The organism is Streptomyces umbrinus, from assembly GCF_030817415.1.
Classification (GTDB): domain Bacteria; phylum Actinomycetota; class Actinomycetes; order Streptomycetales; family Streptomycetaceae; genus Streptomyces; species Streptomyces umbrinus_A.
Genome location: NZ_JAUSZI010000002.1, coordinates 5,247,641 through 5,274,625 on the forward strand (window position 1 = coordinate 5,247,641; position 26,985 = coordinate 5,274,625).

Annotated in this window: 25 protein-coding genes and 2 pseudogenes; 19 read left to right on the top strand and 8 right to left on the bottom strand. The window is 69.4% G+C overall.

Annotated elements, in window-relative coordinates; all coding sequences use genetic code 11:
• Positions 1 to 4: 4 nt before the first annotated feature.
• Positions 5 to 967: a 5-dehydro-4-deoxyglucarate dehydratase gene (locus tag QF035_RS22715; protein WP_307522338.1), complete on the bottom strand. Its 963-nt coding sequence runs from the start codon at positions 965 to 967 to the stop codon at positions 5 to 7.
• 106 nt (positions 968 to 1,073) lie between these two features.
• Here QF035_RS22715 and QF035_RS22720 point away from each other — a divergent pair, with 106 nt between their 5' ends.
• A complete protein-coding gene (locus tag QF035_RS22720) occupies positions 1,074 to 1,916 on the top strand; it encodes an IclR family transcriptional regulator (RefSeq protein WP_373466701.1) in 843 nt (280 codons plus the stop codon).
• On the opposite strand, the gene QF035_RS22725 is transcribed toward QF035_RS22720, so the two are convergent.
• Positions 1,893 to 3,188 carry a sensor histidine kinase gene (locus QF035_RS22725; protein WP_307522340.1) on the bottom strand — a complete coding sequence of 432 codons (1,296 nt, stop codon included), beginning with the start codon at positions 3,186 to 3,188 and terminating at the stop codon, positions 1,893 to 1,895. The two genes, QF035_RS22720 and QF035_RS22725, sit on opposite strands and share 24 nt — an antisense overlap.
• 112 nt (positions 3,189 to 3,300) lie before the next feature.
• Entirely contained in the window at positions 3,301 to 5,544 is a 2,244-nt protein-coding gene (locus QF035_RS22730; RefSeq protein ID WP_307522341.1) for an MMPL family transporter, read from the bottom strand.
• 388 nt (positions 5,545 to 5,932) lie between these two features.
• On the opposite strand from QF035_RS22730, the gene QF035_RS22735 reads away from it, so the two are divergent.
• Positions 5,933 to 7,090, top strand: coding sequence for a sensor histidine kinase (locus QF035_RS22735; protein ID WP_307522342.1), 1,158 nt, complete (start codon positions 5,933 to 5,935; stop codon positions 7,088 to 7,090).
• 547 nt (positions 7,091 to 7,637) lie between these two features.
• On the opposite strand, the gene QF035_RS22740 is transcribed toward QF035_RS22735, so the two are convergent.
• Positions 7,638 to 8,651, bottom strand: a complete 1,014-nt coding sequence (locus QF035_RS22740; protein ID WP_307522344.1) for an IS110 family transposase — start codon at positions 8,649 to 8,651, stop codon at positions 7,638 to 7,640.
• Between the two features lie 286 nt (positions 8,652 to 8,937).
• On the opposite strand from QF035_RS22740, the gene QF035_RS22745 reads away from it, so the two are divergent.
• The 3 genes from QF035_RS22745 (at position 8,938) to QF035_RS22755 (ending at position 11,884) form a co-directional block, all read left to right on the top strand.
• Positions 8,938 to 9,933, top strand: coding sequence for a DUF4238 domain-containing protein (locus tag QF035_RS22745; protein WP_307522346.1), 996 nt, complete (start codon positions 8,938 to 8,940; stop codon positions 9,931 to 9,933).
• Positions 9,934 to 10,082: 149 nt separating this feature from the next.
• Positions 10,083 to 10,502, top strand: coding sequence for a hypothetical protein (locus QF035_RS22750; protein ID WP_307522347.1), 420 nt, complete (start codon positions 10,083 to 10,085; stop codon positions 10,500 to 10,502).
• Between the two features lie 545 nt (positions 10,503 to 11,047).
• Positions 11,048 to 11,884, top strand: coding sequence for a hypothetical protein (locus QF035_RS22755; RefSeq protein WP_307522349.1), 837 nt, complete (start codon positions 11,048 to 11,050; stop codon positions 11,882 to 11,884).
• A 72-nt stretch (positions 11,885 to 11,956) separates the two neighbouring features.
• Here the strand turns inward: QF035_RS22755 and QF035_RS22760 are convergent, their stop codons facing one another.
• Positions 11,957 to 12,871 carry a recombinase family protein gene (locus QF035_RS22760; RefSeq protein ID WP_307522351.1) on the bottom strand — a complete coding sequence of 305 codons (915 nt, stop codon included), beginning with the start codon at positions 12,869 to 12,871 and terminating at the stop codon, positions 11,957 to 11,959.
• 161 nt (positions 12,872 to 13,032) lie between these two features.
• Complete coding sequence (locus QF035_RS22765) at positions 13,033 to 13,695, bottom strand: GntR family transcriptional regulator (protein WP_307522352.1); 663 nt, start codon at positions 13,693 to 13,695, stop codon at positions 13,033 to 13,035.
• 128 nt (positions 13,696 to 13,823) lie between these two features.
• On the opposite strand from QF035_RS22765, the gene QF035_RS22770 reads away from it, so the two are divergent.
• The 9 genes and pseudogenes from QF035_RS22770 to QF035_RS55820 all read left to right on the top strand — a co-directional run.
• Positions 13,824 to 14,255, top strand: a complete 432-nt coding sequence (locus QF035_RS22770) for a VOC family protein (protein WP_307522354.1) — start codon at positions 13,824 to 13,826, stop codon at positions 14,253 to 14,255.
• A gap of 49 nt (positions 14,256 to 14,304) precedes the next feature.
• Entirely contained in the window at positions 14,305 to 14,958 is a 654-nt protein-coding gene (locus tag QF035_RS22775; protein WP_307522355.1) for an NAD(P)H-binding protein, read from the top strand.
• A gap of 48 nt (positions 14,959 to 15,006) precedes the next feature.
• A complete protein-coding gene (locus QF035_RS22780) occupies positions 15,007 to 15,408 on the top strand; it encodes a RidA family protein (RefSeq protein WP_307522357.1) in 402 nt (133 codons plus the stop codon).
• A gap of 2 nt (positions 15,409 to 15,410) precedes the next feature.
• On the top strand, positions 15,411 to 16,076 hold the full coding sequence (locus QF035_RS22785; RefSeq protein ID WP_307522359.1) for an NAD(P)H-binding protein: 666 nt from the start codon (positions 15,411 to 15,413) through the stop codon (positions 16,074 to 16,076).
• A gap of 99 nt (positions 16,077 to 16,175) precedes the next feature.
• Positions 16,176 to 17,285, top strand: coding sequence for an NADH:flavin oxidoreductase/NADH oxidase (locus QF035_RS22790; RefSeq protein WP_307522360.1), 1,110 nt, complete (start codon positions 16,176 to 16,178; stop codon positions 17,283 to 17,285).
• Between the two features lie 79 nt (positions 17,286 to 17,364).
• On the top strand, positions 17,365 to 18,108 hold the full coding sequence (locus QF035_RS22795; RefSeq protein WP_307522361.1) for an SDR family oxidoreductase: 744 nt from the start codon (positions 17,365 to 17,367) through the stop codon (positions 18,106 to 18,108).
• A 96-nt stretch (positions 18,109 to 18,204) separates the two neighbouring features.
• Positions 18,205 to 18,639 (top strand): SRPBCC family protein, encoded by a 435-nt coding sequence (locus QF035_RS22800; RefSeq protein ID WP_307522362.1) that lies wholly within the window; start codon positions 18,205 to 18,207, stop codon positions 18,637 to 18,639.
• Positions 18,640 to 18,788: 149 nt separating this feature from the next.
• On the top strand, positions 18,789 to 18,950 hold the full coding sequence (locus tag QF035_RS22805; RefSeq protein ID WP_307522363.1) for a hypothetical protein: 162 nt from the start codon (positions 18,789 to 18,791) through the stop codon (positions 18,948 to 18,950).
• A gap of 23 nt (positions 18,951 to 18,973) precedes the next feature.
• Positions 18,974 to 19,135: pseudogene (locus QF035_RS55820) on the top strand (DUF4158 domain-containing protein); the annotation flags it as partial.
• A 209-nt stretch (positions 19,136 to 19,344) separates the two neighbouring features.
• Here QF035_RS55820 and QF035_RS55825 read toward each other — a convergent pair.
• Both QF035_RS55825 and QF035_RS22815 read right to left on the bottom strand, forming a co-directional pair.
• A pseudogene (locus QF035_RS55825) lies at positions 19,345 to 19,527 on the bottom strand (transposase); the annotation flags it as partial.
• A 135-nt stretch (positions 19,528 to 19,662) separates the two neighbouring features.
• Positions 19,663 to 20,736, bottom strand: a complete 1,074-nt coding sequence (locus QF035_RS22815; RefSeq protein WP_307522366.1) for an alpha/beta hydrolase — start codon at positions 20,734 to 20,736, stop codon at positions 19,663 to 19,665.
• Between the two features lie 582 nt (positions 20,737 to 21,318).
• Here QF035_RS22815 and QF035_RS22820 point away from each other — a divergent pair.
• The 5 genes from QF035_RS22820 (at position 21,319) to QF035_RS22840 (ending at position 26,758) form a co-directional block, all read left to right on the top strand.
• Entirely contained in the window at positions 21,319 to 22,296 is a 978-nt protein-coding gene (locus QF035_RS22820) for an ABC transporter substrate-binding protein (RefSeq protein WP_307522367.1), read from the top strand.
• Positions 22,297 to 22,376: 80 nt separating this feature from the next.
• On the top strand, positions 22,377 to 23,147 hold the full coding sequence (locus tag QF035_RS22825) for an ABC transporter permease (protein WP_307531346.1): 771 nt from the start codon (positions 22,377 to 22,379) through the stop codon (positions 23,145 to 23,147).
• A gap of 4 nt (positions 23,148 to 23,151) precedes the next feature.
• Positions 23,152 to 23,943, top strand: a complete 792-nt coding sequence (locus tag QF035_RS22830) for an ABC transporter permease (protein WP_307522368.1) — start codon at positions 23,152 to 23,154, stop codon at positions 23,941 to 23,943.
• A 13-nt stretch (positions 23,944 to 23,956) separates the two neighbouring features.
• Positions 23,957 to 24,790, top strand: coding sequence for an ABC transporter ATP-binding protein (locus tag QF035_RS22835; RefSeq protein WP_307522371.1), 834 nt, complete (start codon positions 23,957 to 23,959; stop codon positions 24,788 to 24,790).
• Between the two features lie 285 nt (positions 24,791 to 25,075).
• On the top strand, positions 25,076 to 26,758 hold the full coding sequence (locus QF035_RS22840; RefSeq protein WP_307522372.1) for an IclR family transcriptional regulator domain-containing protein: 1,683 nt from the start codon (positions 25,076 to 25,078) through the stop codon (positions 26,756 to 26,758).
• Positions 26,759 to 26,985: the final 227 nt, after the last annotated feature.

Below are 26,985 nucleotides of genomic sequence, written 5' to 3' on the forward strand. Positions count from 1 at the left end.
CCGGTCAGCGTTGGCGTTGTGCGCCGACCAAGGCCAAGCCCGTGTCGAGGATCTTTTCCAGGGCTGCCAGGTCGGTCTGGGCCGGGTCCGTCAGGGGGGCGCGGACCGGGCCCACCGGGAGGTTGCGCAGGCGGGCGGCTGCCTTGATCAGGGAGACGGCGTAGCCGGGGACTCGGTCTCGGAGTTCCACGAGGGGGACGTAGAAGTCGCGCAGGAGCTTGGTCGTTGTCGTGTGGTCGTCGGCTTGCAGGGCCGTGAAGAAGGCGTTCGCGATCTCGGGGGCGAAGGCGTGCACGGCCGACGAGTAGGCGGGGACGCCGACGGTGGCGTACGCGCGGGCCTGGATCTCGGCGGTGGAGGCGCCGTTGAAGAAGAGGAAGCCGTCCGGGGCGGCGAGGGTGAGGCGCTGGAGCCGGTCCAGGTCGCTGTGACCGTCCTTGAGGCCGATGACGGTCGGGATCTCGGCGATCCGGCGCAGGCCCTCGGCGGTGAAGGCGACCTGGCCGCGCTGGTACGCGATGAGCGGGAGCGAGGTGCCGGCGGCGATCTGGCGCAACTGCTCGACGAGTCCGTCCTGCGGGGCGGCGACCAGATAGTGCGGGAGCACGAGGAGGGCGTCGGCGCCCGCCTCCTCGGCGATCCGGGCGAACCGGCGGGCCTGCGCCCAGCCGTAGCCGATGCCCGCCACCACCGGCAGGCGGCCGGCGGCGACCTCCACCGTGGCCCGGACGACCTCGCGGTACTCGTCCTCGTCCAGCGAGAAGAACTCACCGGTGCCGCACGCGGGGAAGACCGCGCCCGGGCCGGGAGAGGCCGCCAACTGGCCGGTCAGGTACGTCCGGTACGAGTCGAGGTCGAGGCCGCCGTCGCTGTGGAAGCTCGTGAGCGGGAAGGACAGCACCCCGCCCGCCATGCCGTCACGCAGCCGCTGGACGGTGCCCTCGGCCTCCGCGCTGATCCCTGTCATGAACTCTGTCTCCATATGCAGATACCGTCTACGTATGAAGATGGAGGCTAAGTCGGTGAACGCGCGGGGTCAATGGGTGCGACACCGCGGATTTACGATGAGCCCCATGCCGGAGAGCGAAGAGGTGCAGGGCGGAGGCCCCCTGGCGCGGGCCCGGGTCCGTACAGGGGGCTCGGGCGTCCGCGAGGTGAAGTCCGCGGCCCGTACCGTCGCGCTGCTCGAACTGCTCGCCGCGCGCGGCGACCGGCCCGCCCGCCTGGACGAGCTCGCCGAGGAGCTGGGCGTGCCGCGCAGCAGCATGTACCAGTTGCTGCAGACCCTCGTCGACCGCGGCTGGGTGCGCTCCGACACCACCGGCTCCCTGTACGGAATCGGGATCAGCGCGCTGCACACCGGCACGAGCTACCTCGACAGCGACCCGCACGTCCGCACGGTCCGCCCCTATCTCGACGCGGCCTCGGACGCGCTCGGCGAGACGATCCACCTGGCCCGGCTGGACGGCCCGAACGTCGTCTACCTCGCGACCCGTGAGTCCCACGAGTACCTGCGCACCATCAGCCGGGTCGGCCGCCGGATCCCGGCCCACGCGGGCGCCCTCGGCAAGGCGCTCCTCGCCGAGCGTCCCGACGACGAACTCCCGCTCCCAGATGGGCCGTTGGCCGCCCTCACGGAGAACACCCACACCGACCGCGCCACCCTGCTCGCCGACCTGGCGCAGGTGCGCGAGCGCGGCCACTCCATCGACCGCGAGGAGACGGTGACCGGCATCGCGGGCTTCGGCTTCGCCCTGCGGTACGACTCACCGGCCACGGACGCCATCAGCTGCTCGGTGCCGGTGGCCCGGCTCGACGCGGAGCACGAGGCCCGGGTCGTCGCGGTCATGCGGGAGATCCGGACGAAGATCGAGAGTGTTCTGCCGCCCGCGTCAGGGGCTCCTGACTGGCGTTGACCCGCCGTTGCCTTCCTGTCCGGGATCCTTCTGACCGGGATCCCTCTGACCGAGGTCCTTCTGGAACAGGGGCAGTTCGGCCACTACTTCGAAGCCGCCCTCGGGGCGGTGACGGGCGAGGAGGCTGCCGCCTACGGACTGGGCCCGTTCGCGCATGCCGAGGAGGCCGAAGCCGCTGCCGGTCCCGGTGTCACCGGTCTCGGACTTCCGGGAGGGTGGCGGGCCGCCTCCGTCGTCGGTGACCGTGATGGTCAGCCGGTCGTCGGCGTGGGCGCGCCGGACCCGTGCCTCGCGCGCGGCCGCGTGCTTGGTGACGTTGGTGAGGGCTTCCTGCACGATCCGGAACGCCGTGTGATCCGCTCCCGGTGACAGCCGCTGCGGCGCGCCCTCGCTGGTGACGGTGACCGCGAGTCCGGCGCGGCGGAACGACTCGGTCAGCGCGGCCAGCCTCGCCAGTCCGACGGCGGGCAGCGCGGGCGCGTCCGGGTCGTCGTCCGTCTGTCTCAACAGGCCGACGGTCGCCTTGAGTTCACGCAGCGCCGAGGACGTGGAGACCGCGAAGTCGGCGAGGATCCCATGGGCCCGGTCGGGGTCGGTGCGCATGAGGTGGGTGATGGCGCCGGCCTGGGCGTTGGCCAGCGCCAGATGCTGGGCCGTGACGTCGTGCAGTTCGCGGGCGATGCGCATCCGCTCCTCCGCGACCCGGCGCCGCGCCTCCTCGTCACGGGTGCGCTCGGCGTGTTCGGCACGGGCCCGCACGGCGTCCACGTACGCCCGTCGCAGCCGGACCCAGCTGCCGAGTGCGGTCGGCAGCAGGACCCAGGCCGCGGGGCCGACCGCCTTGAGGTCGAGCGGACGGTCGGCGGGGCCCGCGATCAGTTCGGTGGTCATCAGCAGGGCCGCGATCCCGATGGCACAGCACCTGCGGACGCCGTCGCGGTCGGTCCGGAGGGCGAACGAGTAGAGCGCCGTCATGAGCGGCCCCAGCGACAGGACGGTCTGCAGTTGGCCGAGACCGGCCGCCGTCACGGCACAGGCGGTGGTCACGGCCACGGTGACGTACGGATGCGTGCGGTGCAGCGGCAGGACCCCGCAGGAGCTGCCCGTGAGCAGCAGCACGGCCCACCACGGGAGCGGGGATGCGGCGCCCGTGGAGACGTACAGCGCGCCGGGCACGGAGACGGCGAACAGGAGCAGGGCGATCGAGATGTCGCGGACGCGGGGGCTGTTGCGTACGAGTCCGCGTACGAGTCGCTGCCGGCTGGTGGTCATCGCGGGTTCCTGTCGGGTGCGGTGCGGGGCTGTGCGGTGCGGGGCTGAGTACCGGGTGCGTACGGGCCGAGGACCGCCCCTGTGTCGGCGGGCGGCCCTCGGTGGGGGGCGGTCAGACGGTTGTGAGGTCCGGCCTTGTCTCCTCTCCTTCGGTACGAGCCTCGCTGGGGGCCTCGTCCTTCGTGGCCTGCGGAGCCGCGGCCCGGTGGCTGAGGGCCTCGCCCTCCACGTCCACGCGGGGCAGGATCCGGTCCAGCCAACGGGGCATCCACCAGGCGGCCTTGCCGAGGAGGGCGAGGACGGCCGGGACGAGGGCCATGCGGACCACGAAGGCGTCGAAGAGAACGGCGATGGCGAGCCCGAAGCCGATCATCTTGATCATCGATTCACCGGCCCCGATGAACCCGGAGAACACCGCCATCATGATCAGCGCGGCGGCCACCACGACCCGGGCGCTGTACCGGAAGCCGGTCCGGATCGCCTGGCTCGGGCTGTCCCCGTGGACGTACGCCTCCCGCATCCGGGCGACCAGGAACACCTCGTAGTCCATGGCCAGTCCGAAGACGATGCCCACCAGGAAGATCGGCATCATGCTCATGATCGGGCCGGTCGTCTCGACCCCGAGGAGTCCGGCGCCCCAGCCCCACTGGAAGACCGCGACGACGGAACCGAGGGCCGCGAGCACGGAGAGGAGGAAGCCGAGGGCCGCCTTGACCGGGACGAGTACGGACCGGAAGACGATCATCAGCAGCAGGATGGCCAGGCCCACGACCAGGATCAGGTACGGGATCAGCGCGTCCTGGGTCTTCTGGGCTACGTCGATGTTCAAAGCGGTGGTGCCGGTGACCTCGAACTCCGCGCCGGTGGAGGCCTCGGTCGCGGGGCGGTCGGCCCTGATGCTCTTGACCAGGTCCACGGTCCGCTCGCTGGTGGGTGACGTGGACGGGATCGCGGAGAACACGGCCGTATCCCCGGCGGAGTTGAACCGGGCCGGTGAGACGGACACGATCCCGTCGGTGGCGCCGATCCTCTTCTCGATCGTACGGACGGCGGTCTTCGGGTTCTCGGCGTTCCTGGCGTCCACGACGACGGTGAGGGGCCCGTTGAAGCCGGGGCCGAAGCCATCGGCAAGGTCGTCGTAGGCACGGCGTTCGGTGGCGGAGGTGGGCTTGGCCTCGGCTCCCGGCATGCCCAGTTGGAGGTCCATGACGGGTATCGCGAGGGCGCCGAGTCCGACGACGGAGGCGATCAGGACGGGGACGGGGCGGCGCAGGACGAAGCGGGCCCAGCGGCTGCCGCCGTTGTTCTCACCGCCTTCCTTGATACGTCCGCTCCTGCGGGCCCTGCGCGAGAGAACGGCGTTGGGCCAGAAGCCGAGGACGGCCGGGACGAGGGTCAGCGCGATGAGCACCCCGACGACGACCGCTCCGGCGGCGGCGAGGCCCATCTTGGTGAGCATCGGGATGCCGACCACCGAGAGCCCGGCGAGCGCGATGACGACGGTGAGCCCGGCGAAGACGACGGCGGATCCGGCGGTACCGGCGGCGAGCCCGGCCGCTTCCTTCGGGGAGTGGCCCTTGGCGCGCTCCTCTCGGTAGCGGGAGACGATGAACACGGCGTAGTCGATGCCGCAGGCGAGGCCCAGCATGGTGGCGAGGGTGCCGGTCGTGGACGACAGACCGAACGCACTGGCCAGCGCCATGATCGACGCCATGCTGACACCGACGCCGAGGATCGCGGTGAGCAGCGGAAGCCCGGCGGCGGCGAGCGACCCGAAGGTGATCAGCAGTACGAAGGCGGCGATGGCGATACCGATCGCCTCCGCCGAACCGCCCGCCGAGGGCTGGGTCTCCAGGGCGGTCCCGCCGACCTCGACGGTGAGGCCCGTGTCCCGGGCCTGCTCGATGGCGCTCTCCAGCCGGTGCTTGGCGGCGTCGGTGAGGTCGTCGGCGTCGGCCTTGTAGGTCACGGTGGCGTACGCGGTCGTCGCGTCCTTGCTGACGGCCTTGGCCTGGAAGGGGTTCACGGCACTCGCGACCTGTGGTCCGTCGGCCGCGCGCTCGACCAGCGCGTCGACGGCCTTCCGGTGGTCGGCGGCGGTGATCTTCTGCCCGTCCGGCGCGACGAACACGATGCGGGCGGTCGCGCCGTCGGCCTCGGTCCCGGGGAAGCGCTGTTCCATCAGGTCGAAGGCCTTCTGGGACTCGATACCCGGCATGCTGTTCGTCGCGTCGGGGGCGGCGGGCGCCTTCGCGGCACCGAACCCGACGGCGGCGAGGACCGCCACCCACAGGAGGGTGACGTACCAGCGCCTTCGAAAGGCCAGCCGGCCGAGTCGGTAGAGGAAAGTGGCCACGGGGGTCTCCAAGAGTCGCGTACGTCGAGGGGTGTGGGCGGCGTGCGGGGGTACGGCGGCGGTGCGAGGTATTGGGTGGTGCGAGGTATTGGGCAGTGCCAGGTAGGGGTGCTTCGAGCCATGGGGTGCTTCGAGCGATGGGCCTCGGACGGTGGGCCCCGGGTGGTGGGTCGGTGTTTGAAAGGGGGCCAGGGTTGGCCCGTGGCCCGGCTTCCGCCGGGGCCGTCAACGCCCTCCGGGGGCCGTCGACTTCCGAGATCAACGATCCCGGTGGCGGCTCGCCGTCACGAGAGAGCGGGCTCCCGAACCGTGGTGTAGCGGGCTACACCACCAGGACGGTGGCCCGCTCCCCCGCGCGGGGCACCCCGCGGCTCCTAGCCTGAACGGCATGAGGAAGACGACGCGGCAGGCGGCCGGGGCAACGGTCCAGCTGGCCAGGGCCGCGGTCCTGACCTTCGGCACGATGCTCTTCCTCACGGTCCTGCTGATCACGGCCACGGCCACCCTCGCGGTGGTGGGCGCGGGACTGCTCCCCGAGACGGTGACGCTGGTACGCCGGATCGCCGGGGCCAAGCGCCGCCAGGTGGCCGAGTGGACGGGCGAACGGATCCCGGAGGCCTACCTCCCCCTGGACGACGGCCCGCTCCGCGCCCGCCTGCGCACCGCGGTCCAGGACCCCGGCACGCTCATGGACCTGCGCTGGATGTTCGCCCAGTACGGCTACGGCAGCGTGCTGCCGATCCTGGTCCTTCCCCTCTGGCCGGCGGCGCTGCTGGTGGACGGAGTCCGCTGCGGACTCCTGAACCGCGCCCCGCTCGTCCTCCCCCTGATCACCCGCCTGGCGGACCTTGAGGCCAGGTGGTCCACCGCCCTGCTGAAGCCCTCCCCCAGGGCACGTCTGAGCGAGCGGGTCGAGGAACTGACCGCGACGAGGGCGGGAGTGGTCGCCGCCCACGAGGCCGAACTGCGCCGCATGGAACAGGACTTGCAGGACGGCAGCCAGGCCCGCCTGGTCTCCCTCTCCATGCGCCTCGGCCTGGCGAAACGCGCGTACGAACACGACCCCGCCACTGCCCGCAAACTCCTGGACGACGCCCAGGACCAGGCGGAAGAGGCCCTGACGGAGCTCCGCCACGTCGTCCGCGGAATCCACCCGCCGATCCTCACCGACCGCGGACTGGCGGGTGCCGTACGGGCCCTCGCCGCGAGCAGCGGCCTGGACGTCACCGTCGACACGGGCGGCCTGGAGACCGGCCCCCGGGCCCCGGCGGGCGTCGAGGCGGCCGCCTACTTCACCGTGGCCGAGGCCCTGACCAACGCCGCGAAACACAGCGGCTCGCATCGCGCCTCGGTCCAACTCACGTGCGCAGCAACGGGATTGACCGTAACCGTGTCCGACGAGGGCCACGGCGGCGCCGACGAGACAACCGGCTCGAGCCTGCTCGGAATGCGCCGCCGGGTCGCGGCCCTCGACGGCACCATACGCCTGACGAGCCCGACCGGAGGGCCGACGGTGATCGAGGCGGGGTTGCCGTGTGGGTGGTGAGTGGCGTGCGGGTCGTAAGCGGGGTGCGGGTGCTGAGCGGGGTGCGGGTGCTGAGCGGGGTGCGGCGCCCGTTCGCAGGCCACCCCGGACCACTGCCCACCCAGCCCCCACGCTCGTCCGCTACGCTGTTCCCGGTACCTCTCCCTGCCACCAGGAGGAGGGCTGGGGACACGCACGACACCCCCAACCCCCACCTGGGCCCAGGAACCGGCACCACGCCTTCGTGGGGCTTGTAGAAAACTCCATCGCCGCACCCATGAGGGCCGGGGTTGTCAAGGCGCATGAGCTCCCGTCCCGGTGAGGTTGTGGCCCTGTTCGCCGGGCTGTTGTGACTGGTGGGCGGGGATGCCCAGGCCGTGGTCCCCCGGCATGCGGTCCTGCGGAGGGAAGCCTCCACGCACCCATTCGATCCCGGCCGACCGGGCGGGATCATGACCTTGCTTCGGGGGCCGGGCTGCTCATTCAGGTCATCGAGCGCGGCGTGGCCGGCTCATGCAGCGATGCGAGCTCGCCCGGGGCTTGGTGTCCCACTCCTTGGAGGTGGTCGTCACGCTGAGGTGCAGGGCTCCTTCGGCCGGCGTGCCGCCTCGACGTCGCGCAGCAGGTGGTAGGCGTGGGTGAGGAGTTTGCGGGCGATCGCGATGGTGGCGATCTTCTTGCCGCGGCGGTGCGCGATCTGCTCGTAGTGGGCCGCGAACTGCGGGGAGCGTTTGGCGGTCTGTGCCGCCTCGTTCATGATCCAGCGGAGCCAGGGGTCGCCCTGTTTGGAGATGTGCCCGTAGAGCACGGTGCGGTCCGAGCCGCGGACGGTGGGGGTGAGGCCGGCCCAGGAGGCGAGTTTGCGGGCGGAGGGGAAGCGTGAGATGTCGCCGACCTCGGCCACGATGATCTGGGCGGTGAGCCGGCCGACGCCGGGCAGCGCGGTGAGCGCCTTCACCCGCGGGTCCGTCCTGGCCGTCGCGGCCAAGCCCGCGTCGGTCCGGTCGATGACCTGCTGGAGTGCATCGATCATCTCCAGCAGGTCGGCCACCACGTGCCGGGAGGTTTCCGGCAGCGGCAGCTCGTCCAGCCAGGCCCGGCCCGGTGCGCTCCAGCAGCTGGACGCACGGTCGCAGCCGTGGTGGGCCAGGACCGCGTGGATCCGGTTGCGCAGCAGCGTGCGCAGCCGCACGAGTTGGGCGCGGTGGCGCAGCACGGCCCGCTGCTCACGCAGCAGCAGCGGGGCGATCCACGCCTCCGGCAGCAGGTCCGCGCGCAGCAGATGGGCCAGGGTCGCGGCGTCGACCTTGTCGTTCTTCAGCCGCGCCGAGGCGATCGCCTTGCACTGCAAGGGGTGCGCCATGTGTGCCTCGAAGCCGTAATCCTGGAGCAGCTCGATCAGCCGGCCCCAGCCGAACGCCGCCTCGAACGCCACCGGCGTGCCCACCGGCAGATCTCCGATCACCCCCAGCACCGTCTCCCGGCCGTTGGGCACGTTCCGGTTCACCGCGATCTTCCCGCCCTCATCCGTGACGGCGATCTGCGACCGGCGGTGCACATCGATCCCGACGTAAGCCTGCATCCCGGGCCGATGGTCCTCCGGGCCCGCCCGATTGGGGCCCCGGCCCTCATAGGGTCAGGTCAGGGCACGTTGTCGGATCGTGCCGGTGGACCTTCTGGAAGTGACGCGCACCGACATGAAGCAGTCCACGTTCTCGTCAGCTTGAAAGCTTCCTCGCACACTCAACGCTTCGCCTGAGGGCGGTGAACGATGGTCGCGTACGAGGGCCCAGACTGACAGTCAGGTCAAGGCTCCCTCCCGGGAAACCCACCTGATCGCTCGAAGCCAGCCTCCTACTCTGGGTGGCATGTCTACGCCGAAACTCCACCACTACGTGCCTCAGAGCTACTTGGCTCGGTTCGGCCACGGTGAACAGGTCAGGGTCAGGCGCCGACTCCCCGCAAAGACGCACCTCGCCAACGTCAAGAACATCGCAGCCGAGACCGGCTTCTACACCATCACGGACGAGAACGGCGCACCCTCCACAGTCATTGAACGAGAGCTCTGCGAGCTGGAGGGAACAGGGCTGGCGGCCCTGCGCCGCATTGACGAGACGGACATGCCTCCCCTCCCAGGCAGCGACGACAGGGAACTTCTCTGCCTGTACCTGGCGGTGCAAATGGCCAGAACGCCGAGGAAGCGCACCATGATGCTCTTCGCCGGCAACCTCACCGCCTACGCGGACGGCCGGGAAGTCGACAAGAAGCTCGTAGCCGAGTACCTCACGAAGAAGCACCTCGGCTACACGCCGAGGCCGGCCGAGGCCGAGGGTGCCTGGGCGTTCTGCCACGGCCTGCGTGCGGAATCCGGTGGCGATCCCACCCAGAACGACGCGGTGATTCTGCCGTTGCAATCGGTCCAGGTCTGCCTCCCGGAATTCCGAGCTCGGCACTGGCGACTGGAGGCCAGCCGGAAACCGAACTTCCTCACCTCCGACGCGCCTCTCGTAGTCTGGCGCCCGCACACAGCGAGCGACGCCTTCAGTGGATTCGGGCTGAAAGACGCGGAGGAGATCAGATTTCCGGTCAGCCCCTCAGCGCAACTCGTGCTCATTCCTGGTCAGGGCACTTCTGTGGAAGAGGTCAAGCTCAGCCGAGTGGGCACCTGCAATCAAGACATCGCGGACAGTTGCCAGCACGTCGTCGTCGGACATCCAGACCGGCACGCGGCGCTCGACAAGGTTGAGTTGAGGAAGCGAGGCCCCGTGCTTCGTTTCAACGTCGGCCCCGGCGTCCAGGAGAACTCTGATGGGACTCACGAACCCATGGGAGACATCTTGCACATGTGGACCACTCGCCGGTGACAGCAGTAACTTTGGCGCTTCAGTGAACCAGGTGATTTATTTCGCTTTCATTCGCCTGCGACTCAGCGGAGGCGTGGGGATAATTCCTGATGGACGCTCAACGCATGAGGCGAGCTCCGCGAAGGAAAATGTCGTCCACCGTCCTGGCTGTGATTGACCGCCAGGATCGGGTATTGCTATGCAGGGTTCACGGCGATTCCACTTGGCGGCCGGTCAAGGCAACGATTATCCCTGCCCGGCCATCCAGATTTTCCGTCATTCACGTTTTCGATCAGCTCTTCTCACACTGGTTCCTTGCGCGCACTCCGGTAGTCGGAAGAATCAACCCGCTGCCGGAGCCGGGCGGCCCGAACGTATCGACACACGTCTTCGTCGTCCGGCGCAGCAGAATTAGGTCCATCAGCCTTCATGCCTGCACCCGCCCAGTTACGGATGTCGACTACTTCTGGCATCCGTTGCCGAATGTCGAGGACGAAGATTTTGATGTATATCCACGCGAGCTCGGCCCCTTTCTCCGTGGATACATCGAGGGCTGGATTCCCAACGGCGACATCACTCTCGTTGAATGACCACTCGTTCCCGACGAAGGAGCAGGTCCCGTGCCGAGCACCCAGCATCGACTCCAACCTCCAGCTCGCGGTCCGTTGCGGCTGGAGATCCGGACGCTTCTGGCAGCTGCCGGACTACCCGAAGCCGACAGCGACGACCGCTACCGCGCCCACGGTGTCCTGGTGACCGATCGCGGTGAGTCAGTCGGCGTGGAGTGGTTCGCCTCTCGCAGTCTGCGCCGCGCCGCCGCCGACGAGCAGCTACGAGGTTGGGGTGCCGTTAACGAGCGGCGAACAAGGTGACAAGTAACCCGCCAGTAGTTTTGGGTCGGCCCCGGGGGCAGGGCGGTTTCAAAGTCTTGTCGATTGTCCTGTGACATCGGATCTTGAGCGTGTGCAACCGAACCTTGACCGGGCGCGAGTCTGTGACGTAGGGAAGTTTGAGCGGTAGATGACATCGAGAGGCGTCAGGGGGTGAGCGCGCTGACAGCCCACGACGACGCGGCTGCCCCAGGTTGCGTTCCGCGGGATAGGTAGGTTTGGGGCACCGTCTAAGGAGATGCACGATGCCCGAGCGCCGCAGAGTTCTGTTCGTGACCGACCTCGTCTACCAGGCGCGGGGGCGGCGCTACTGCGACGAGGACATCTTCCTGACCTCCCGACTGCGTGACGCCTTCGACGTCGCCCTGTGCCACCCGCTGGATGCCGCCGCGCTGATGGACGCCTTCGATGTGGCCGTGGTCCGCAACAGCGGGCCCGTGCTGCACTACCAGAAGGAGTACGACGCCTTCCGGGAGCAGGCCGTGGCCCGTGGCATCCGGGTCTACAACCCGCTGTCCGGCCGGGGCGACATGGCCGGCAAGCAGTACCTGCTGGACCTGACCGCCGCCGGATACCCGGTCATCCCCACCATCGACCGGCCCGAGGACCTGCACCTGCTGCCCGAGGCCGGCCAGTACGCGGTCAAGCCGAAAGCGGGCGCGGACTCCATCGGCCTGACCTTCTTGCCCCGAGAGCAGCTGAGCGACCTGGCCTACGGTGACATCCTGGTCCAGCCGCGCATCGACTTCCGCTACGAAGTGTCCTTCTACTACGTCGACGACGCCTTCCAGTACGCCCTTCACGCCCCCGATCCCGAGCGGCGCTGGGTCCTTGAGCCCTACGAGCCCACCGACGCCGACCTGGTCTTCGCCCGGCGTTTCATCGACTGGAACACCCTCGACCACGGCATCCAGCGCGTGGACGCCTGCCGCACCCAGGAAGGCGAGCTACTCCTCGTAGAGCTGGAGGACCTCAACCCGTACCTGTCCCTGGAACTGGTCTCCGACCGGACCCGCGACGCATTCGTGGCGAGCATGGCGGCATCCCTCCACCGGTTCCTGGACGCTCAGCCCTGCACCTAAGGCGGCATTCGCGGCGGTTCCCAGATACGCCAGAAACCCGCCACGGGATGATCTTGGAGTCCAAAGGGGGCGCTACGGCGCTTCGAGCCCGAGCGTGCTGACGCGGTTTTCGTACTCGCGGCGGGCTTTGCGCTGCGCCGGGATCGCTCCAGCGCCGCTCAGGAGCTGGCAGCGGTCGAGGAGTTGGCGGTGGATCGCCGGTACGGCGGTGACGTGCAGGTAGCCGGTGCCGCGTCGTACGGCCTGGCCGTGGTCGAGCGCGGCGCGCTCGGCGGGCTCCAGCTCGGTGGTGCGGAGGAAGTCGGCGACCTTGCCGGGCATGTCCAGCGCGACCGGTACTTCTGGAGCCGGGGCGCCCGGGTCGGCGGGCGTGTGCTCGGGCAGGAGGTCGGCGACTGCGGTGCGGATGGCGCCGCGGCTGACGCCGTGCTCGCGGGAGAGGGCGGCGATGGACTGGCCCTCCAGGTAGGCGGTGCGTACGTCGGCGATCGTCTCGCCCGCGAGGGCGGGGCGGCGTCCGCCCTTGTTGCCCTTGGCCTCGGCGGCCCGTAGCCCGTCGTACGTCAGCTCGCGCTGCAGGTCGCGTTGGAGTTCGCCGGCGGCCGCGAGGGTCTGCACCATGAATTTCACGGTGGACAGCAGCTCGCCGGTGCGGGGGTGTCGGGCAGTGAGGTCCATGCCGGAGAACGCGCCGTCGTGGATGCGCAGCGCGAGGCGGCCCGCGTGCAGGACGTCGAGCACGTCGAGGATGTGGCCGGTGCCGCGCACCAGGCGGAACATCTCGGAGATGTGCACGGTGTCGCCCGGCCGCGCGTACGCCAGCAGCTCGCCGAACTTCGGGCGCTGGAGCGGGTGGAGGCGGCTGGAAGTGCCGGCCTCCTCCTCGAACGAAATCGGGTTCTCGATCCCGGCCTCGTCCAGGACGAGGTTCTGCTGGTCGGTCGACTGCTGGTCGGTCGAGACCCTCTTGTAGACCAGGTTCGCCATCGGGGCCCCTTTCCGCGCGGAGGAATGGACCCTATCTGTCGTCAAACCCCGTCATCAATCACCATCGGATCTGATTGGATTCGAGCCGCCCCGGACCCCCGGAACACCTGGGTTCATTGGACGCCCGCCACACCTGTCGTCAAACGAGCGTTTGCCAACACTCAGGCAGTGGTTCCGGCGACCACGTCGACGGCGTGGCGGCGGTGGGCTGCGAAGAGGTTGAGGGCGGTGTTGGTGTCGCGGGCGCGCAGTGCGGTGACGAGTCCGTGGTGCTCGCGCGGGATGCAGTCGAGGTAGCCGGCGGTGCTGCGGCTGATCCGGGTCAGCAGGAACAGGTGGACCTGGCAGCGTATGCCGTCCCAGGCGTCGGCGAGGCGCTGGTGTCCTGCGGCGGCGAACACCGCGTCGTGGAAGGCGATGTCCAGGCGCACCATCTCGTGCGCATCGTCGGCCCGCTCCATCATGTCGGCCGTCTTCGCGATGGACGCGAGGTCCTCGTCCGAGGCGTGGGCGATCACCTGCCGTACGGCGAGGTCCTCCAACGCGCCGCGCAGGCTGTCGAGCTCAGCCACGTCCTCGGTGGACAGCGTCGTCACCGTCGTGCCCCGGTGCCACGCACAGTGCACCAGGCCCTCGCGCTCCAGCAGCCGCAGCGCCTCGCGCACCGGGCCGCGGCTGACATCCATCTCGCCGGACAGCTCCACCTCGCGCAACTGCTCGCCCGGGGCGTAGGCCCCGTTGAAGATGGCCTCGCGGATGCGGTCCGCGACCTCGTCGGCCAGACCCCGGCGGCGAGCCGGGGCCACCTTGCCCTGATCACTCATGCCCGAATTGCACCTCCTCCACCAATGACCTAATGTTAACATTCGGACGTTGTCGTGATGTCAACATTAGGACAAGTCGAGCAGGATCGCCCACGGGCCGCTCCGCTCCCCGGCAGGAAGGCAGTGCCATGACCGTTCTCGACTCCCCGATCCCCCGCTTCCACCTGGCCGTGCCGGTCGACGACCTGGCTGCCGCGCGCCGCTTCTACGGCGACGTCCTGGGCCTGGAGCAGGGCCGCAGTGCGGCCACGTGGGTGGACTGGAATCTGCACGGCCATCAGTTCGTCACGCACCTCGCGCCGGAGCGCGCGCAGCGCATACACAATCCGGTCGACGGCCACGACGTACCCGTGCCGCACTTCGGTCTGGTTCTGACGGTCGAGGCCTTCCAGGAGTTTGCCGAGCGGCTGCGGGCGGCGGGCACCGAGTTCGTCATCGAGCCGTACGTGCGTTTCGCGGGCCAGAAGGGCGAGCAGTGGACGATGTTCCTCCTCGACCCGGCCGGCAACGCGCTGGAGTTCAAGGCGTTCGCCGACGACTCGCAGGTGTTCGCCGCCTGACCAGCGGCCGGCACCGCCCACCCCCACACGCGAAAGACGGGACGAGCTCATGAAGGTGTTCCAGATCGGCGCCGCCGGAGGAGTCGGCCGCCGCCTTACTCAACTCCTCACCGCACGCGGTGACTTTGTGACCGGCATGCACCGCGGGCCCGCTCAGGGCGAGACGGTGCGGGCGGTCGGCGGGACTCCGGTGGTCGGTGATCTCATCGCCGACTCGGTCGAGGATCTGGCCGGCAAGATGCGCGGCCATGACGCCGTGGTCTTCTCGGCCGGCGCACACGGCACCGGTCAGGACAAGACGACCCTCATCGACGGCCGTGGCCTTCAAAAGGCCGCCGACGCGGCCGCGCTGGCCGGGGTGGCGCGGTTCGTCCTCGTCTCGGTGTTCCCCGACGCGCTGCGCGACGGGACACGTAGTGAGGGCTTCGAGCACTACATCAAGGTCAAGAAGACCGCCGACGTCTATCTGACGCGCTCCGATCTGGACTGGCTGATCGTCCGTCCCGGAACCCTTCTGGACACCCCCGGCACCGGCCGGGTCACCGCCGGTCCCGCCGTCGAGTACGGCGACGTGCACCGCGACGACGTCGCCGCGTTCCTCGACGCCGCCCTGCACGCGCCGGCCCTCAGCCGCGTGATCGTCGAGCTCACCTCCGGTGACACCCCCGTCGCGGACGCCGTCACCCGCCTCGCGGCCGCCTGAGCTCACACCCGCACCTCAACCACAGCACCATCAGCAAGGAGAAGCACCATGACCGCCATCGATTCCTACAGCCACGACGTCTCCGGCGAGAAGGAGTTCGGGTTCGCCCAGGCCATCAAGGTCGGCGACACGATCTACGTCTCCGGGCAGCTCTCGCACGACGAGCAGGGCAACTTCCTCTACCCGGGCGACTTCGACGCCCAGCTGAAGCAGTCCTACGCCAACTTCGAGAAGGTGCTCGCCCACTACGGCGCCACCCGCAACCAGGTCGTCTCCGAGACCCAGTTCATCGTGGACCTGCCGCGGTACAACATGGCGATGGCCGCGGCGAACCTGGCCTACTTCGGTGATCACCGCCCCACCAGCTCCACCATCGGCGTCGCGTCGCTGTTCTTCCCGGGCCAGCTCATCGAGGTCAACTTCATCCTCGACACCCGCCTGCCGGCCTGATCATGAAGGTCGTGATCGCCGGAGGGCACGGCAAGATCGCCCTCATCCTGGAGAAGCTCCTGACCGAGCGCGGCCACTCGGTGGCAGGGCTCGTACGGAACCCGGCCTACGCCGATGACCTTGCCGAGGCCGGCGCCGAGACCATCGTGCTCGACCTGGAAAAGGCCACGGTGAGCGAGCTCACCGAGCATCTGGCCGGGGCGAACGCTGTCGTCTTCGCCGCCGGCGCCGGGGCGGGCAGCGGATCGGCCCGAAAGGAGACCGTCGACCGCGACGCGGCGGTCCTCCTCGCGGACGCCGCCGAGGCTGCCGGAGTCGGCCGCTACCTGCTCGTCTCCGCCATGGGCGACCACCTGCGGGCCGACCCGGCGGACTTCGAGCAGGAGTTCGGCATCTACATGCGGGCCAAGGCCGCCGCCGAGGACGCCATCCGCGCCCGGAGCAATCCCCGGGCGACGATCGTCCGCCCCGGCCTGTTGAACAACAATCCGGGGATCGGACGGGTCGACCTCGGTGACCGCATCGGCACCGGCCCGATTCCCCGCGCCGACGTCGCCGCCGTCCTGCTCGCCCTCCTCGAAGACCCCCGGCTGGACGGCCGGACCGTCGAGGTCATCGGCGGTCCCACCCCGATCGTGGACGCCCTGGACGCGCTCGCCGGCGCCTGAACGCGTTCCGGACACCAGGAAGGGCCAGGTCAGCCACCGAAGGCGGAGGCCCGGCCCGACCGGGACAACCAGCACACCACCATGAAAGAAGACTCAGCCGTGAGTGCCCTGTTCACCCCCCTCAAGCTGCGATCCCTCCAGATACCCAACCGGGTCTGGATGTCCCCGATGTGCATGTACTCCGCTGCCCCCACCGGGCCGGAGACCGGTGTGCCGACAGACTTCCACCTCGCCCACCTGGCCTCCCGCGCGGCCGGCGGCGCGGGCCTGGTGATGGCCGAGGCCACCGGTGTCCGCCCGGACGGGCGGATCAGCCAGTGGGACCTGGGCCTGTGGAACGACCACCAGCAGGAGGCGTTCGCGCGGATCACCCAGGCCATCAAGGCCCACGGCTCTGTCCCGGCCATCCAGCTCGCGCACGCCGGCCGCAAGGCGTCCGTCGACAAGCCCTGGCTGTCCGACCGGGCCCTGCCCGAGAGCGAGGGCGGCTGGCAGCCCGTCGCCCCGAGCCCGATCGCGTACGACGGCCTGACCGTCCCCCACGAGCTGACCGTCGCCGAGATCCAGCAGCTCGTCCGCGACTTCGCCGACTCCGCCCAGCGCGCCCTGGCCGCCGGCTTCGAGGTCGCCGAGGTCCACGGCGCCCACGGCTACCTGATCAACTCCTTTCTCTCTCCGGTCTCCAACCACCGCACCGACGCCTACGGCGGCAGCTTCGCCAACCGCATCCGCTTCGCCCTCGAAGTCGTCGACGCCGTCCGCGCCGTGTGGCCCGCCGACCTGCCGGTCTTCTTCCGCACCTCCGCGACCGACTGGCTCACCGAGAACCCGGAGGACACGCGCGAGGGGTGGACCTCCGAGGACACCGTCCGCCTCGCCAAGGAGCTCCAGGCCCACGGCGTGGACCTGCTCGACGTGTCCACCGGCGGCATGGTCCGCGACGCGAAGATCGTCGCCGGTCCGAACTACCAGGTCCCCTTCGCCGCCCAGGCCCGCGACCAGGCCGGCATCCCTACCGCCGCCGTCGGCATCATCACCGAGCCGCAGCAGGCCGAGGACGTCATCGCCTCCGGCCAGGCCGACGCCGTCTTCCTCGGCCGCGAACTCCTACGCAACCCGTACTGGGCACAGCACGCCGCCCTCGCGCTGGGCGCCGAGCCGAACTGGCCGGACCAGTACGCCTACGTCGTCAAGCGCCGCAAGCGCTGACGCCCTGCCGCTTTCATCACCACCGGCCGCACTGTCCTTACCAGGGAAGACGTGCCGGACACCTCACACGGAGATCCCCATGAACCACCTTGAAGGCAAGGTCGTCGTCATCACCGGCGCCTCCTCCGGCATCGGCGCCGTCAGCGCCAAGGCACTCGCCGCCCGCGGCGCCAAAATCGTCGCCGCAGCCCGCGGCCAGGAAGCCCTCGACCAGCTGGTCGCCGACATCGAGAAGGCCGGCGGCACCGCCGTCGCCAGGCTCACCGACGTCGCCGACGCGCAGGACGTCCAGGCGCTGGCCGACTTTGCGGTCGAGCGGTTCGGGCGGATCGACGTCCTGGTCAACAACGCGGGCCTGATGCTGTTCTCCTTCTGGAAGGACGGGGCGATAGACGACTGGAACCGGATGATCGACGTGAACATCCGCGGGTACCTCAACGGCGTCCACGCCGTTCTTCCGGTGATGCTGCGCCAGAAGTCCGGTCACATCCTGAACATGGACTCGGTGGCCGGTCACCAGGTCGGCGACGGCGCCGGGGTCTACAGCTCCACCAAGTTCTTCGTCCAGGCCATGACCGATTCCATGCGCAGGGAGCTCAGCGTCCGCGAAGGCATCAAGGCGTCCACGATCAGCCCCGGCGTCATCGACACCGGCTGGGCCGACAAGGTCACCGACCCGATCGGACGCCAGGCCGCCCAGGAACTCAACAAGGTCGCGATCACCCCCGAGAGCGTGGCCGACGCCGTCGTCTACGCCCTCGACCAGCCCGCCGACGTCAACGTCAACGACCTGATCATCTCCCCGGCCCGCCAGAACTGGTGACACGGTAACTCCCCACTCCCGCACGACAAGCAGAGAAGACGGCGGGCGGCCACTCACACGGTCGCCCGCCACCCCGAAACGAGAGGACCACCGGCCATGGCACAGGCGTACTGGAGCTCGGCCTTCACCAGCTCCGCAGAGGACATATGGGCCGTCGTACGACGGTTCAACGGGCTGCCCGACTGGCACCCGGCCATCCAGGACAGTGCTCTCGTCGAAGGCGAGAGCGAGTTCACGCCCGGCGCGATCCGCGTCCTGACCGGCACGGACGGCAACACCTACCGGGAACGCCTCGTGGCCCTGGACGACGCCCGACGGACCCTGACCTACGAGATCGTCGACGCACCGCTGCCAGTCAGCGGCTACCGCTCGACCCTCCAGGTCCAGACCGTCGCCGACACCGGCGGCTCCTTTCTTACCTGGCAGTCCACCTTCAACGCGGCCGACGGCACCACCTCCGAAGAGGCCAGCGCGGTCCTCGAAGGCGCCTACGCCCAGGCCATCGTCGGCCCCCACAAGACCCTCGGCTGACCCGCACCGACTAGCGCAGCGTTCCTTGATGCGCTCGCCTGGACCCGACGTGGGCGGAAGCCGGTACTTCTAGCAGGTCCGCCTGCCCGGCCGGACTATTTCGCGGATATCCGCGTGCGCTGTACAGCGGCGCCCCTACCGTCCAGCCCATGCTGATCACGGGGGCGTGCGGAAGGGGCTGTCGAGTGGGGCGGGATCTGGGTCTGGACGGGGTGGTGGACCACTTCACCCTGTCCGGCGACGAGGCGGGCTGGTTACAGAACAAGACCGGGGCCACGAGGCTGGGCTTCGCCGTTCAGCTCAAGTTTTGACCTGGCGCGGCCGGTTCCCCAAGATGCGCCTGGAACTGCCGCCCGACGCGGTCGAGCACGTCGCCAAACAGGTGGGCGTCGCCGCGTCCGAGCTGGGGTTCTACGACTTCACCTCCCGCGCCGCGAAGCGGCACCGCAGCGAACTACGGGATCTGACCGGGTGGCACGAGTGCAGCCTGACCGACCAGGTCAAGCTCATCTCGCAGCTGGTGGACGTGATCTGGCACGACGAACGCCGCGAGGAACAGGTACGCGCCGAGCTGCTGCGGCAGATGTGCATGGACCTGATCGAGCCGCCGACCGCGGCCCAGGTCGCCGTGAGTTCGGCGCGTTCGTCGCTGGTGAGACGGTCGTCGCGCTCGCCGGCGTCCGCCTCGGCCTGGCGGATCCAGCCACGCAGGGCCTCCGGGTGCACGCCGAGGTCGACGGCCAGCTTCTTGATCTGGGGCTTCGGCTCAGCGGTGCGATACATACGTACCGCACGCTCACGCAACTCAAGCGAGTATTTCCGGGGTGCAGCCATGGTCACAGGTCCTCTCATGAGTCCCATCTGACCTGCTGTCAACTTCCTCCGCATCCCGGGGGAACCTCAGTCCGCCTCCTCGCCCGCGGCGTGAGCACCGCTCGGACGAGCCAGGCTGCGCGGCGGCCGGGGAAGTCCGTCGAATGGCCGCCGAACAGCGGTGGACCCGGGGCCGGAGCGGGCGGTTGTTCAGTGGGTGATGGGGCGGAGCCGCTGTTCGAGGAAGGAGGTGACTGTCTTCCACGTCGGGGTCACGGGATGGGGAGGCGTGGCGTGCCCGTGGTGTGCGGACTCCGCGTAGGCACCCTGACGGGTTTCGTCGTCGGTGAGCATGTCCTGCAATGGGCCGTGTCCGGCTCGCGGGAAGGAGATCAGGCGCGCCTCGTCACCCGCGGAGGCCAGCTTGTCGTAGAGCGAGCGGCCCTGGTGGTACGGCACGAAGGGGTCCTGTTCGCCGTGGAAGATCAGGAAGGGCGGGGTGCGCCGGTCGCCGATGTAGGTGAGAGGGTTCGCGGCGGCGACCTTGCCGGGGCAGTCCGTGATGGTGCACCCGAGCATCAGCGACTCGGGTGAGCGCGGGTCGGAGTGGCAGTCCGTCAGCCCGAACACCGAGTTGAACACCTTGCAGTCGTCCGGCATGTGGGCGTCCATCTGCAGGAAGTCCGTCGGCGGGTAGAACGGCACGGCTGCCTGGACCGCGCTGGAGGGGCCGCGTACGCCGACGTTGCCTTCGAGTGCCGGGATGTTCCCGGTGACGGCGGCCATCGCCGTGGTCCAGCCGCCGGAGGAATCACCCATGATGGCGAAGCGGTTCGGGTCGAGGTTGTAGGTCTTCGCGTTCGCGCGCAGCCATCGGATGGCGCCCTTGATGTCGTGCAGCTGGGCTGGGAACTGCGCCTGTGAGCTGGAGCGGATTGCCACGCCCGCGACCGCGAAACCGCGCGGGTTGAGCTGCCGGGCGACCTCGTCGGCTCCCGTGCGGCCACTGTCGGCCAGCCAGCCCGAGCCGCTGGAGAAGATCACCAGCGGGATCGGCCGCTGCGACCTGGGAACGTACAGGTCCAGTAGATGGCCCTGGGTGCCGGGTGGCTGGGCGGGGGCGTAGGCGAGGTCCTTGGTGATCGCCACATTCGTATGCGCTCGTGCGGGGGCGGCGACCCCGGCGGCCGTGCACAAAGCCACAGCCGCGGCGGCCGCCGCCAGCGCCCGCGGAACGCGCCCCGAGCGCGATTGTCGTTCGTGCAGCCGTGTGCGCAGAAGCATGGTGCTGACTCCTCTTCGATGCGGGTGCGGGGCTGTGTGGAGGCGAGTGGGGGGTGTGTGGGGCGCAGGACGTGGGGGAGGAGTTCACCTTCGTCCTTGGAGATGCGGGGCCTCAGAACAGCAGGCGGCTGTTCGCCTGGTGAAGCGTGTTTCACTGTGAGGTGGCCATGAGTCTCGGGTGGCGATGGGCCAGTGTCAATGGGGCCGACCCCGCATTCCGTTCGGTCACCCGACTTGATCCGTGTACGGGCGGGCTGCCTGCAGCGGTCGCTTGAGGAGTCGGCTGTGAGCAGAGATTTTCAGGGCTCCTGCCCCTCGGTCGAGATCGTCCGAGCCGGGCGGGATCGTCGCCGAGACCGGCCCGAGTGCAGGCCGTGCCTTGACGATTCGTCACGCCGGCAGGTCGTCCGGTGCGGACGGTCGCTGGTCCCGGTCGGGCAGGAGGGACGGGATCGCGGCTTCGGGAACTGGCCGCGCGCCACCTATTGACCCCGCCACGGACAGAGTCGTAACCTCCGGCTGCTTGTTCGGCATATGAAAATTTGTGCGCGTGACGCACATGTCTCGTCAGAAGGGGCCCCTATGCGAAGGCGCATTCTTGGGCTTGTTGCGGCGGTGGTGACGGTCGCGGCCGCTGCCGGATGTGGGTCTTCCTCGTCCGGGAGCGGCGATTCGCCGGCCTCGGGTGGGAGCAAGACCACGCAGGTCACAGTGGGGATCATCCCGATCGTCGATGTGGCACCGCTGTATCTGGGGCAGAAGAAGGGATTCTTCGCCGAGCGCGGAATCGATCTGAAGATGGAACTCGCCCAGGGCGGCGCCGCGATCGTCCCCGGCGTCGTGAGCGGTCAGTTCCAGTTCGGCTTCAGCAACGTCACTTCACTGATGATCGCCCAGACGAAGGGTGTGCCGATCAAGTCCGTGGTCAACGGGGTGGCCACCAACGGCAAGATCGGAGCCGATGTCACCGGCGTCGCCGTCAAGAAGGACAGCCCGATCAAGTCGGCCAAGGACCTCGCGGGCAAGACGGTGGCGGTGAACACCCTGCAGAACATCGGGGACACCACGGTCCGTGAGTCGGTCCGCAAGGCCGGCGGCGACCCCTCCAAGGTCAAGTTCCTGGAGATGCCCTTCGACCAGATGCCCGCCGCACTCGACGGCGGGCAGGTGGACGCCGCCTGGATGGGCGAGCCCGCGCTGACCATCGCCAAGGGCCAGGGCGCCCGTGTGGTGGCCTCTCCGTTCGCCGAGACCGACCCGAAGCTCACCGCCGCGACCTACTTCGCCGCCACGAAGCTGACGAAGGAAAACCCGGACCTGGTGAAGAAGTTCACCGAAGCGATGACCGAGTCGCTGAAGTACGCCTCCGAGCATCCTGACGAGGCACGCCAGATCCTCACCACCTACACCAAGATCGACGGTGCTGTGCTCAAGAAGCTGACGCTGCCCAGCTGGCCGGCAGCGGTCGACATGGCCTCCCTGGAGAAGCTGGCCGCGCTCGGCGAGGAGGACGGCATCCTCGGCGACAAGAAGCCGGACCTGGACGCGCTGTTCTCATGACACCGTCGGGAATCGCCTCTGTGAAGACGACGCCCGCCGGGACCGACACCGGTCCCGGCGGTGCCCGCGCCCCGCGCGGCCTGGGCGGCGCCACCGCTCCGCTGCGCGGGCTGGCCGGACTGGCCGGCCTGGTAGTGGTCCTGGAAGTGCTGCCGCACACCGGACTGGTCTCCGCCGACTACCTCCCGCCCGCTTCGGAGATGGCCAGGGCCCTGTGGCACCTGCTGGCCGAGGACACGTTCTGGACCGCACTCGGTGACACCCTCACCGGCTGGAGTCTGGGCCTCGCCATCGCCGTCGTGGCGGGGGTGGCGGCCGGAATCGTCATCGGCTCCGTTCCCGTGCTGCGGGCGGTCACCGCCTCCACCATCGAGTTCCTGCGGCCGATCCCGTCCGTGGCGCTGATCCCGGTGGCGGTACTGCTCTACGGCACCGAACTGCGCTCGACGCTGCTCCTCGTGGTGTATGCCTCGTTCTGGCAGGTGCTCGTCCAGGTGCTGGCCGGCACGCAGGACGTCGACCCGGTTGCGGACGACACCGCCCGCAGCTATCAACTGGGCAGGTGGGGGCGGGTGCGGTACGTCCTGTGGCCCACCGCACTGCCGTACGTCATGACGGGTGTCCGGCTGGCCTCCACCGTGGCCCTGGTCCTCGCGATCACCGCGGAACTCGTCATCGGCTCGCCCGGTCTGGGCCACGAGATCGCCGTCGCGCAGACCTCCGGTGCCGTGCCGCGGGTCTACGCGCTGGTGCTGGTCACCGGCCTGCTCGGCGTCGCCGTCAACCTGGTGGCGCGGGCGGTCGAGCGGCGGGCGCTGCACTGGCACCAGTCTCTGCGCAGGGAGGGATAGCCCGATGACTCACACGACGGTCCTCGCCGTGGCCCGCCGGGCCTTGCTGATCGCGGGTCTGCCCGCGGTCCTGTTCGCCGTGTGGTGGTTCGCCACCGCCGACAGCACCGATTTCTACCTCCCGCCGCTGTCCACCATCCTGCAGAAGTTCGGAGAGGTCTGGACGGGCGAGCGGCTGGTGTCCGACGTCCTGCCCAGCCTGCTCCGGCTCACCGCGGGTTACCTCCTCGCCGTCGTCATCGGCGTCGGGCTGGGCCTGCTGGTCGGTGTGAGCCGTGTCGTACGGGAGGTCCTGGAGCCGGTCCTGGAACTCTTCCGGGCCATTCCGCCGCCCGTGCTCGTCCCGGTGATCATGCTGTTCGCGGGCATCGGCGACACCATGAAGGTGCTCGTCATCGTCAGCGGCTGCATGTGGCCGATCCTGCTCAACACGGTCGAGGGCGTCCGCGCGGTCGACGAGGTGCTGAGCGACACCTGCCGGTCCTACGGCATCACCGGCCCTTCCCGGCTGTGGCATCTGGTGCTGCGCTCGGCCAGCCCGCAGATCGTCACGGGCGCGCGGCAGGCGCTGTCGATAGGGATCATCCTCATGGTCATCAGCGAGATGTTCGCCGCCAGCAACGGCCTGGGCTTCACCATCGTGCAGTTCCAGCGCTCCTTCGCCATCCCCGAGATGTGGAGCGGCGTACTGCTGCTCGGCCTGCTCGGATTCGCCATGTCGCTGCTCTTCCGGTTCGCGGAGAGCCGGTTCCTGGCCTGGTACCACGGCCTGCGCCGCGCCCAGCGCAACCCCTGACAAGGAGACGTCGATGCTTGACGTACGCAACCTGCAAAAGATCTACACCGGACGAAACCGCAACGTCGAAGCACTGCGGAACCTGACTTTCCATATCGGTGCCGGCGAACTGGTCTGCATGGTGGGCCCGTCGGGATGCGGCAAGACCACCCTGCTCAAATGCATGGCCGGGCTGCTCACCCCCACCACCGGCGAGGTAAGCCTCGACGGCCGTCCGGTCGCCGGACCGCCGCCCGGCATGGCGGTCGTCTTCCAGGAGTACGGCCGCTCGCTGTTCGCCTGGATGAACGTGCGCGACAACGTCGCCCTGCCGCTGCGCCGCAAGAAGCTCGGCAAGGCGCGCGAGCGGGAGTTGGTGGACCACGCCCTGGAGGTGGTCGGCCTCTCCGACGCCCACGAGGCATACCCCTGGCAGCTCTCGGGAGGCATGCAGCAGCGCGTCGCCATCGCCCGCGCCGTCGCGTACGAGCCGAAGGTGCTGCTCATGGACGAGCCCTTCGCGGCGGTCGACGCGCAGACCCGCGCCGAACTGGAGGACCTCATCCGGAAGTTGTGGCGCGAGCTCGGCGTCACCGTCCTGTTCGTCACCCACGACATCGACGAGGCGGTCTACCTCGGCCAGCGCACCCTCATCCTGTCCAAGTCCCCGACCGTCGTGCAGGAGGACCTCACCATCGACCTCCCCGACGAGCGCGACCAGTTGCACACCCGCTCCAGCCCTCGCTTCGCCGAACTGCGCGCACACGTCTACGAGCAGATCCAGCGGGCCAAACACCACAACGGCGATACGGAGGCGCCGCCGGACGACAGCAGTCACGGCCTCGTCCTGCAGCACACGGAGTCCTAGCACACCGCCCGGCATGGAGGCCGGAGCCCCGCACCATCACCTCCGAGGCCACGCTCACCACCGAGCACACGGAAGGCACCGGGTCAGGGAGCCGCCCGCTGGGAACTTCCTCCCGCCCGGCGGCTCCCCGCGGCCCGGCCGGGGCCCTCGTGACCGCTGTCCCCTCGGCGCGGTCGCAGCTCCCGCAACGTTCCGGGTCTCGCCGTTGCCGCAACGGCGTGCCGGAACCCCGCACCCGCCAGGCATCATTCACCCAAGTGACGAGACAGCCGCCGCGGAGAGCCCATGACATCGACCCACACAGTGCCGTCCGCCGACCCGGTTTCGGCGCTCGCGCCGCCGGAGGAGGCAGTGACCCCCCTCATGCGCGGTATCGCCGTGCTGCACGGGCTCACCGACCTCGGAGGGACGGTCGGCCTCAGCGACCTGGGACGGGTCACCGGGCTGGCCCGCTCCACCATCGACCGGGTCACCGGAACACTCGCGCGCATGGGGTACGTGCGCCTGGACGGCAGCAACGCCGTCCTTGCCCCCCGCCTGATGGAGTTGGGCAACGCCTACCTGGCCGCTCTGCGCCTTCCCGACCTGCTGAGCGTGCACGCCGAGGGCCTCGCCGACGAACTCGACGAGTCGGTGTCCCTCGCGGTGCCGGACGGTGACGGCATCCGCTTCATCCATCAGGCGATCCGCCGCCGCGTTCTGTCACTGAGCTTCCGCATCGGCGACCTGCTGCCCGCCGAACGCACCGCCCCCGGCCCGCTGCTGGCAACCGAATGGAGCGCGCAGGACTGGGCACGGTGGCGAGAACGTCAGATCACCGACCCCGAGGCCCTCGGCTTCCCGGCGATCCCCCCTCGAACGCTCAGCGTCGCCGCCAAGGATTTCGAACACAGAGTGGAAGAGGCGCGGGCGCAGGGCTGGGCACTGGACGACCAGCTGATCGAGCCGGGTCTCGTCGCGGCATCCGTTCCAGTTCGCGCCCCGAACGGCCGGACCGCCTGTGTAGCAAGTGTCGTGAGCCACACCAGCAGGCACAGTGCGGATTCGTTGCGCGAGTGCCTTCTGCCCAGACTCCGCACCACGGCGGCCGCCATGGAGCGGGAACTGGCCGACGCCCCGCCTCCCGAACCACCGAGCGCCCCCTCGGGCCTTGCCACATGGACGAGCGCCTCCAAACAAGAACTGGGCGGGGAGTTCATCGCATCCCTGGCCCGAGGCCTGACCGTCGTCACCGCATTCGGTGAGGGCCGCGCGGAACTGACACTCTCCGAGGTCGCCCAACGCACTGGCCTGCCTCGCGCGACGGCTCGCCGCGCCCTGATAACCCTGGAGCATCTCGGCCATGTCAGGGGGCAGGGCCGGGCATTCCGGCTCACTCCACGGGTTCTCGCCCTGGGTTTCCCACCGCTGTCCAAGACGACGCTCACCCGTATCGCGCACCCCCACCTCGCCGAACTCACCCGACAACTGCAGGACTCGACGTCCCTGTCCGTGCTCACCGGCAGCGACGTGCAGTGCGCGGTCTCGGTCGCCGCGGGCCGCATCATGGACGTCGACATCGCCGTGGGCGCACGCGTGCCCGCCTACGCGACCTCCACGGGCCGGGTCCTGCTGGCCGATCTCCCGGCAGCCGAGCGTTCCGCTCGGCTGTCCAAAGCGCGGATGGGAGCACTGACCCCCCGCACAGTCACCCGGCCCACCGACCTGACGGTGATCCTCGACCGGGTGCGCGAGGAGGGCTACGCCCTGGTCGACGAAGAACTCGAAGCAGGCCTTCGCTCGATCGCCGTTCCGGTACGTGACCGCAACGGCTGCCTCGTCGCGGCGATCAACGTCAACATGCACAGCAGCCGCCGCTCAGCTGCGGAGTGCGTCAAGAACATCCTGCCGGAACTGCGCGCCACGGCCGCTCGCATAGAGGCCGACCTGCACGTAACGGGGCGCTTTGTTCAAGTCCCGGCAGCCTGAACGACCAGCGTGAACGACAGGGCCGTGTAACCCGGCGGGGAGAGGCGACCGCCTCCGCTGCCTTCGGGTATGGACAGTGTCGTAGCTGCGTGGGTGCTCGATGATCGGCCACAGCTCGCTGCGGTACAGGTAACCGGCCAGCGCCTCCCGGTCGCGGCGTCGTAGCCAGGGGCAGACGAAGCGGCTCCGGGATCGGGTGGCAGCCAGGGCGAAGGGCAAAGGGGAAC